The sequence below is a fragment of the Chamaesiphon sp. OTE_8_metabat_110 genome, from assembly GCF_031382685.1.
Lineage (GTDB): Bacteria > Cyanobacteriota > Cyanobacteriia > Cyanobacteriales > Chamaesiphonaceae > Chamaesiphon.
The window spans coordinates 1-7,890 of sequence record NZ_JANMZA010000466.1 but is presented as its reverse complement, the minus strand read 5'-3'; the positions used below and the strand labels follow the sequence as shown (position 1 = coordinate 7,890).

The window sequence follows — 7,890 nt, the reverse complement described above, 5'->3', positions numbered from 1 at the left end:
CCTCGCCCAGACGCAAAGTGGTCTAGCTTGGGCGCAACTAAATAAGCTCCCAATTACAATTATCGGTGCTGGCTCAAATTTACTCATCAGCGACAAAGGTTTGGCTGGCTTGGTAATTTGCACCCGTCATCTGCGCTATGTGAATACCCAAGTGGACGGGGAAAATCACTCGATTCAAGCAGATGCGGGTAAAATGGTCGCCAGCCTAGCTTGGCAAGCAGCTCGTAAAGGTTGGGGTGGAATGGAGTGGGCAGCGGGGATACCGGGCACTGTAGGCGGTGCTGTGGTGATGAATGCTGGCGCACACGGACACAGCACCCAAGAGATTTTAGTAAGTACCGAAGTGTTGAATCTCGACGGCTCGATCGAGACACTCACCAATCAAGATTTAGACTACAGCTATCGGACATCGATTTTACAACAAGACTCGCGGATCGTACTGAGTGCGACCTTTCAGTTGCTCGCAACTGGCGATGCCGAAGATATCAAATCACGTACGTTCCGGGATTTAGAAAAGCGTCATAGCAAACAACCATACGACAGACCTAGCTGTGGCAGCGTTTTCCGCAATCCTACCCCGCTCTATGCAGCGGCTTTAATTGAAGGCTTAGGACTCAAGGGGCACCGGATTGGCGATGCTGAAGTCTCCACCCTTCATGCTAATTTTATTATTAATCGTAAAGATGCCAAGGCTAGTGAAATTTTAGAGTTGATCTACTACGTTAAAAGCCAAGTCAGAGCTAAATACTCGATCGAACTCGAACCAGAAGTTAAAATGCTCGGCGAATTTTAAGGATTAGGCTTTAGGTTTTAGGCTCTAGGGATTGAGGATTAGGGATCTCAGTTCTCAGTTACAGTAGGGTGGGCACTGCCCGCCACATAGGTTAGGGTTGATTCTGGTATTTAAAATAATTATGCCAACCTACTTAAATCGGGTTATCGAGCATCTTAACTCCCAAACTCTAATTGGCTAAGATATAGTTAGTGCGATCGATAGTTGGTATTCCTAAAGCCCAAAGCCCAAAGCCTAAAACCTAAAGCCTAATTACGGATACCCTCACCCCCGCATTCCCTGACTCCAGTAAGATGGGATATTGTTTAAATTGACTAAAAACTAAAAGATTATGACTAAAGGACAAGGATTTGGCGGTTTCGGTCTCGGCAAAATGAAAGAACTTGCCGATGCCTTCAAAAAAGCTCAGCAGGTACAAGAAGATGCCAAAAAGCTCCAAGAAGAATTGGAGCAGATGGAAATTGAAGGGCAAGCAGGTGACGTTAGTGTCACTTTGAGCGGTAATCAAGAACCCCGCAGAGTTAGTATCGGCGCGGATGCAGCTAGCAAGAGTCCCGAAGAACTCTCTCAACTAGTCCTCGACGCCATGATGGACGCCTATGACAAGTCCACCGCTACGATGCGCGAGCGGATGGAATTACTCACTAGCGGACTAAATATTCCTGGATTGTAGTTTCGACTGGTAGTCGATCGCACCTTGGAGATAATCTGGATATTGCTGTCACGTGGTGTAGTAGTATCCATATTGTCTTGATGAATGGCGATCGCCAATCTGGAGTAAAAATGTCTAAACTCCCAACAATCTAATCTCCATACCTGCGCTGATGGACTCCGTAGAGCAAAAATACCGTCGCATCAGAAAAGATTTGCAACGGGGTGGTATTGCCCTCACCCTAGTATTTATTACCGGAACGCTATGGTATTGGCTGGTGGAGCAATGGCGTTGGTTGGATGCGGTCTACATGACCATCATTACGCTCACCACTGTCGGCTATGGCGAGACTCAACCACTGGGAGATCGCGGTCGAATTTTTACCATTGCCCTAATTTTGGCTGGGGTAATTACCATCGGTTATATTGTCAACCGCTTTACCGAAGCCCTCATCGAAGGCTATTTCATCGAAGGTAGAAGACTCAGACAACAACAAAAACTCGTGGAATCTTTAGCCGAACACTTTATCATCTGTGGCTTTGGACGAATTGGGCGACAAATTGCCAGTGAATTTGCAGCCGAAGGTACGGCATTTGTCATAGCTGATGCGAGTAGCGAACAAGTTAAAATCGCTCAATCCGAGGGCTATAGCGCAATTCAAGCCGATGCGACTCTCGATGAAACGCTGCTAAAAATGGGTGTAGAAAAAGCCAACTGTCTAGTTGCAGCACTGCCATCTGATGCGGAAAATCTCTATATCATCCTCTCTGCCAAAACTCTCAATCCCAATATTCGGGCAATCGCCCGCGCTAGTAACGAAGAAGCCGTCCAGAAGCTCCAGCGGGCTGGTGCAGATAAGGTGATCTCACCCTACATCACTGGTGCCAAACGGATGGCAGCAGCGGCTTTACGCCCCCAGGTAATGGATTTTATGGATGGGATCGTGGCGAGCGATCGATCGTTTTATATGGAGGAGTTTGAGATCGAAGCGCAGCTTTGTCCGGTGGCTGGTTTGTCATTGCGCGAAGCCCGATTGCGCTCCCAATCTGGTTCGCTAGTTTTAGCCATCCGGCGGCGCGACGGTAATCTGATCGTTGGCCCCACTGGTGAGACGATGATTTTAGACCGCGACATGCTGATTTGTATGGGTACCGCCGATCAATTACGGGTCTTAAATCAGATCTTAGAGCCGCTCGCACCAGCAACCGATCGACGCTAAGTTAAATTAATTGATAATTGATAATTGATAATTGGGTAGCTATCCACTATCCACTATCCACTATTCACTATCCACTAAAACACTATTCCTCCCCGCTGCCAATCAACAGAATAAGAGTAGCCAAACAAGCAAAAAAGGCACCAACGGTAAATGTAAATCCAGAACCGATCGTTTGCCAGCACCAGCCAGCAATTAGATTGGCAATCAGTAGTGTCACGCCGATCGTCAGATTGAATAAGCTGAATGCTGTTCCGCGTCTAAATGGCTCCACAGCCCGATCGACTAGATCGAGCATCAAACCTTGAATCATGGCTAAATGGACACCATACAAGCCAAATAAACACCAAATCTGGACATTTGTAGAGACCACCGCCAAGCCGAAGTAAACGATGACATGCAGCAAGAAGCTAACCAATAGTAAGCGAACTTTGAGATCGCGATTGACGATCGCGCTTATCGGATAGGAAGCTAGTGCAAACACTACATTCATAATTACTAGTCCTACTGGCACTAAGGCTGGTGAAATCCCGATCTCGATCGACTTCATCAATAGGAACGCATCGCTAGAGTTGCCAAGATTGAAGAAAATGGCAACGGTGAGCAGCAGCCAATATTCCCATCCTAGCTCTAGCACATCTCGCAAATGAATCGGATTGTAGCTCGAACCTAATGTCTGCTTGGTGTGGTGACGGGAAGTTGTTGCGGCGGATTCATCGCGAGTATAAAATTCATCGCCACCAGCGAGCAAACCAGTCATTTCGGCTGGCATCATCAATAATTTCTGTTGTTTTTGGACGGGTTTAACCACTAACATAAATAGTGCTAAGCCCATCCAACTGGGAACGATCGCACTCGAAAACACCATCTGGTAGTTATTTTGGGACACAAGTAAAATCGCGCCAGCAATAATCGAACCGAGACAAACGCCGCTCGTCAGCAATAACTGTCGCAATCGGTACGCTGGTGCGCGCATTTCCTCAGAGGTAATATCAGCCATTAGGGCTTTGCGGGGAGCGACACTAATTCCCTGTCCGAACCGATCGCCGAATTGGGTGCCAATTATCCATAATGGATCGATCGCGATCGGCAAGATCGATCGCGCAAACGTCGAAATGCCGTAGCCAATTACGGCTAATCCCTTTTGCATCCCCAAATAATCACTTATTCCCCCGGAAAACACCCGCATAATTGCCACTGTCGCAGCAGCAACACCTTCAATTTCCCCGACGGTTAAAGCGCCACCCTGCAATGTCAACAGCACAAAGATGGGCAACACCGAACGAATCGTCTCAGCGCCGATCTCACTCAGCAGGTTGGCAATACTCAAAATCCATACATGGCGCGGCAACTGTTGGCGTAGCCTCTGTTGGGGAGAGTCGAGTTTCATAGGGGAGTTGGGAGTTGGGAGTTGGGAGTTGGAAGAGGGGTAGAAGTAAGAGGTAAAAGGGAACAGGTAATGAGTAATGGGTAAGAGCAAGTATGTCGATCTTACCTACCATCTCCCAACTCCCCTCTCCCACTCTACTGCGGTTTGATTTTGCCTTCTTTGACTAGTACTTCATAGATCAAGGCAGCGGCATCAGCGCGGGTGGCGTTTTGAGCTGGCTTGAGGAGATTGGGGGTAGTGTCTTTAATAACTAATCCCGATGCAATTGCTGCTGCCATTTTGTCGCGAGCGTAGGTTGGCATTTGCTGGACATCTGGGTATTTAGTTAGTACTTCGTTGGCGGCAGCGGGTGGTGCGAGCTGCAATCCTTTTGCCAAGGAGATCTGCAATTGGTAGCGCGGAATCGGTTGATTGGGGGAGAATTTAGTCGGGGAATAACCAGTCATAAAGCCGCGTTGTACCGATTTATCGATCGCTTCTTTGCGAGGGTAGTCAGTCGGAATATCCTGGAATTTGGATGTGGCTGTGGTAGCTGGTTTGTCAGCAAATGCCCGATCGAGCATTTTGGCATAGTCGCCTCTGGTTAGCTCTTTGTTTGGGTCGAATTTACCCGTGCCAAAATCTTCGAGAATACCGCGTTTTTTTAACTCGGTAATATAAGTTGCGCCCCAAAATTGCTTGGGCACGTCGGTAAATGCTGGGGTTTTGGTGACTGGTGCTACAGGTACTAGCGCTGGGACGACTGCTTTAGCGGGAGGCGTTTCGGCTGGCACTTCTGCTGTTTTGACGATCGGCGGGACGACTGCTGTGGCAGGAGGATTTGGTACTGTTGCTTGTCTATCTCGATCGACACTCTCGATCGTCTGTCGATCTTGCCCGCTGCGGGGATTATTATTTAATAAGCCATTGCGACTGGGATTATCAGTCCGCAAACTATCGATGCCAGCTTGGAACATCGGCTGGTATTTTTGACCCAAACCCCAAAAGAAGACAGTCCCGATCCCGGCTAAAGCTACGCCGATCGCAATTAATTCATCGGCGGTCAAACGGCGGCGACGGTTGGGATTGGGAGTAGGAGTAGGTGAATTAGTCATAGTTTTGCCTAGATAATAGAGCGATCCGAGCTAGAATCGGTGGAAATTCCAAGCGGCATTTCCGATCGATTGAGTAGACAATTTTGTACTGATTAAGTAAATTGCCAAGCTTTGATTTTAGCTAGAATTATCGCATCATTTGAGTTTAGTTACAAAAATATTGCGTGTTTAGTACTAAGCGCCTAATCACCTAGTAACAATTCCTTTCATCTGCATTAATATCGACTGAATCTCAGTCTGGATTTCCACTGTTGGACGATCGGCATCAATTCTGACGATGCGATTTGCATAGCTATTTGCTAACTCTTGATACCCAGATCTAATTCGCTGGTGAAATTCTAAAGTAGCTTGCTCCATCCGATCGGGTTTGCCCCTCAACGCCACTCGTTTTAAACCGATGCTAACATCGAGATCTAGCCACAATGTCAGGTCGCTTTGCAATCCACCTGTGGCAATTTGATTGACTAGATCGATATCAGCGCGATCGAATCCTCGCCCGTAGCCTTGATAGGCAATTGTCGAATCGGTAAAGCGATCGCACAAGACAATATTGCCAAGCTGGAGCTGGGGTCTGATGAGCGATTCAACGTGCTGAGCGCGATCGGCTCCATATAATAGTAGTTCGGTGCGATCGCTCACCAAACTGTCCGGATCGTCTAGTAACAGTTGCCGAATCTGACCGCCCAAGCTCGTCCCACCCGGTTCGCGAGTCACGATTACCGATCGATCTTTGCCGCAGTGGGTTTGGAGCCAAGTTGCTGTCTGTTGAATCTGGGTAGTTTTGCCAGCTCCTTCGACTCCTTCAAATACGATAAACTTGCCACTCATTTGGATACTATTTAGATAAACATTGTGTGTAAATTAGTAAATTTTTCTGGTACGATGTCCAGAGAATTTCTCCTCTTCAAACTCTACTTACCGCCAGATTGCTTACTATGTCTCGTTATGTCTGCCACTTTCTCGTAAAATTCTCATCTCGGAATATTCGATCGGTAGTAAATAAATTGCTAAACCCTAATACCCAAAGCCTAAACCCTAAAGCCTAAACCCTAATACCTAAAGCCTAACTAGCGAGTGCAGCGGCACTGCTAGCTTGAAAAATTCGCGAATTCCGGATACAGTAAGCGGTGGTATAGATCTTCAATCAACAGGAAAATTATCTCATGGCTCTGGCTGTAGGCACAAAAGCTCCAGACTTTAACGTCAAAGACACTAACGGAAATACTGTCACTCTAGCTGGTTTGGCTGGGAAGAAAGTCGTGATGTACTTTTATCCTAAAGATGATACGCCTGGATGTACGAAACAAGCCTGTAGCTTTCGCGATAACTACACAGTTTATCAAGAAAAAGGCATTGTTGTCTTAGGTGTGAGTAAAGATGATGAATCCGCGCACCAAGCTTTTACTAAAAAATTCGATTTACCGTTTCCGTTGTTAGCTGATGTCAAAGGCGATTTAATTGCAGCTTATGACGTTGATGGTGGTGGTTATGCTAAACGGGTAACTTATGCGATCGATGAAACCGGGAAGATCGCCCACGTCGATGCAAGTGTGAAGACAGAGACTCATGCTAATGATGTCTTAGCCGCTTTAGGTTACTAACGGCGTCTAGCTATTAGCAAGAAAACAACCATCCACAGTAGGTGTGTTATCCCGTAGGGTAACGCACCATCCACTATCCACTATTCACTATCCACTATTCACTATTCACTATCCACATTAGATATCTAATTTGTCACCGAAAAGGGAGTATGTCACCGATACTCATATTTAACTACCATCGGTTTAACATTCTCAGGTGAAATCGAACTAGTGTTATCGATCGAAATTTCATGGGTAAATGGCTTAGATTTACCAGGTGCGATATCGATATCGATCGGAATAATTGCTTGCTTAATCGAGATATCTTTGGAAATAAACTTCGCCACAATGTAATAGACATAGTGAGTTTGTTCGCTGCGATTATCGATTGTCCCAGTGACAGTCAGCAGCGATTTGTCCGAACTATTTCGAGTGACAGAAATTTCTTTCAACCTCAAGTCTTTGCTGACCTCAACACCAGTTTGAGTCGGAGCCGAATTCTGAGCTAAGACCGGAGCAGATGGGCGAGCAGAGTGAGCTAATGGTAACTTCAGACTGAAACCTTGCGCTGAAGACTGGATATCTAACAAGCTCCAGATCCCACTGACAAACATGATGACAGACAAATATTGGCTGGTTTTCATACAGTGTGAGGCGTTCAGAGATGTGTGTCTTAGCATACTAATTATCTTAATCGGTTTAGTTTCACGAGCGGCAAGATTCACTCAGCTTCCGCATATTGGCTGGAGTCAGATCTATGACAAAAGTCTTAGAACCGATTGTCTCAAAATCCGCAAAATTAGGATGACAACTGCGTTCCCTTATTTGTACCCATTTAGACAGACAGAGTTACTATCGCTCGATAGAATTATTAGTAATTGAAATAGAGTCTCTCTATTTCAACAAAAACTAAACCATTTCGCTCGATTACCTCTCGGCGCGGCTACGCCAACGAGTCCCTTATCGGCACTTGGTAACTTGTAAAGATATTGTGGAGAAAATTGTCCTGACCGACCAAGGTGCGTGACAATAGGAGATTGAGGAAATAATTGCCGAGGAAGTTTATTGATGCAGCCGATTCGTACATTCAACGTTTCTCCTTCCCTACCAGCCTCCCTCGAACCCCTACGGCAGCTTGCCTACAATCTGTATTGGGACTGGAATA

General features: G+C 46.4%; 8 protein-coding genes. 4 read left to right on the top strand and 4 right to left on the bottom strand.

Annotation, left to right across the window (positions count from 1 at the left end):
* From murB to RMO52_RS17145, 3 genes are all read left to right on the top strand, one after another.
* A partial coding sequence (murB, locus tag RMO52_RS17155) for a UDP-N-acetylmuramate dehydrogenase (protein WP_310416602.1) occupies positions 1-793 on the top strand: 793 nt, incomplete at its 5' end.
* Positions 794-1,124: 331 nt separating this feature from the next.
* Positions 1,125-1,466, top strand: coding sequence for a YbaB/EbfC family nucleoid-associated protein (locus RMO52_RS17150; RefSeq protein WP_309742746.1), 342 nt, complete (start codon positions 1,125-1,127; stop codon positions 1,464-1,466).
* Between the two features lie 151 nt (positions 1,467-1,617).
* Positions 1,618-2,664, top strand: coding sequence for a potassium channel protein (locus tag RMO52_RS17145; protein WP_309742748.1), 1,047 nt, complete (start codon positions 1,618-1,620; stop codon positions 2,662-2,664).
* A gap of 82 nt (positions 2,665-2,746) precedes the next feature.
* Here RMO52_RS17145 and RMO52_RS17140 read toward each other — a convergent pair whose 3' ends face one another.
* From RMO52_RS17140 to tmk, 3 genes are all read right to left on the bottom strand, one after another.
* Positions 2,747-4,051, bottom strand: a complete 1,305-nt coding sequence (locus RMO52_RS17140; protein WP_310416598.1) for an MFS transporter — start codon at positions 4,049-4,051, stop codon at positions 2,747-2,749.
* Between the two features lie 134 nt (positions 4,052-4,185).
* Complete coding sequence (locus RMO52_RS17135; RefSeq protein WP_310416594.1) at positions 4,186-5,145, bottom strand: S-layer homology domain-containing protein; 960 nt, start codon at positions 5,143-5,145, stop codon at positions 4,186-4,188.
* Positions 5,146-5,331: 186 nt separating this feature from the next.
* Positions 5,332-5,973, bottom strand: a complete 642-nt coding sequence (tmk, locus tag RMO52_RS17130; RefSeq protein ID WP_310416590.1) for a dTMP kinase — start codon at positions 5,971-5,973, stop codon at positions 5,332-5,334.
* A 335-nt stretch (positions 5,974-6,308) separates the two neighbouring features.
* Between tmk and RMO52_RS17125 the strand changes: the two genes are divergently transcribed.
* Positions 6,309-6,746, top strand: a complete 438-nt coding sequence (locus tag RMO52_RS17125) for a peroxiredoxin (RefSeq protein ID WP_309741942.1) — start codon at positions 6,309-6,311, stop codon at positions 6,744-6,746.
* Positions 6,747-6,898: 152 nt separating this feature from the next.
* On the opposite strand, the gene RMO52_RS17120 is transcribed toward RMO52_RS17125, so the two are convergent.
* Positions 6,899-7,369: a hypothetical protein gene (locus RMO52_RS17120; RefSeq protein WP_309741943.1), complete on the bottom strand. Its 471-nt coding sequence runs from the start codon at positions 7,367-7,369 to the stop codon at positions 6,899-6,901.
* Positions 7,370-7,890: the final 521 nt, after the last annotated feature.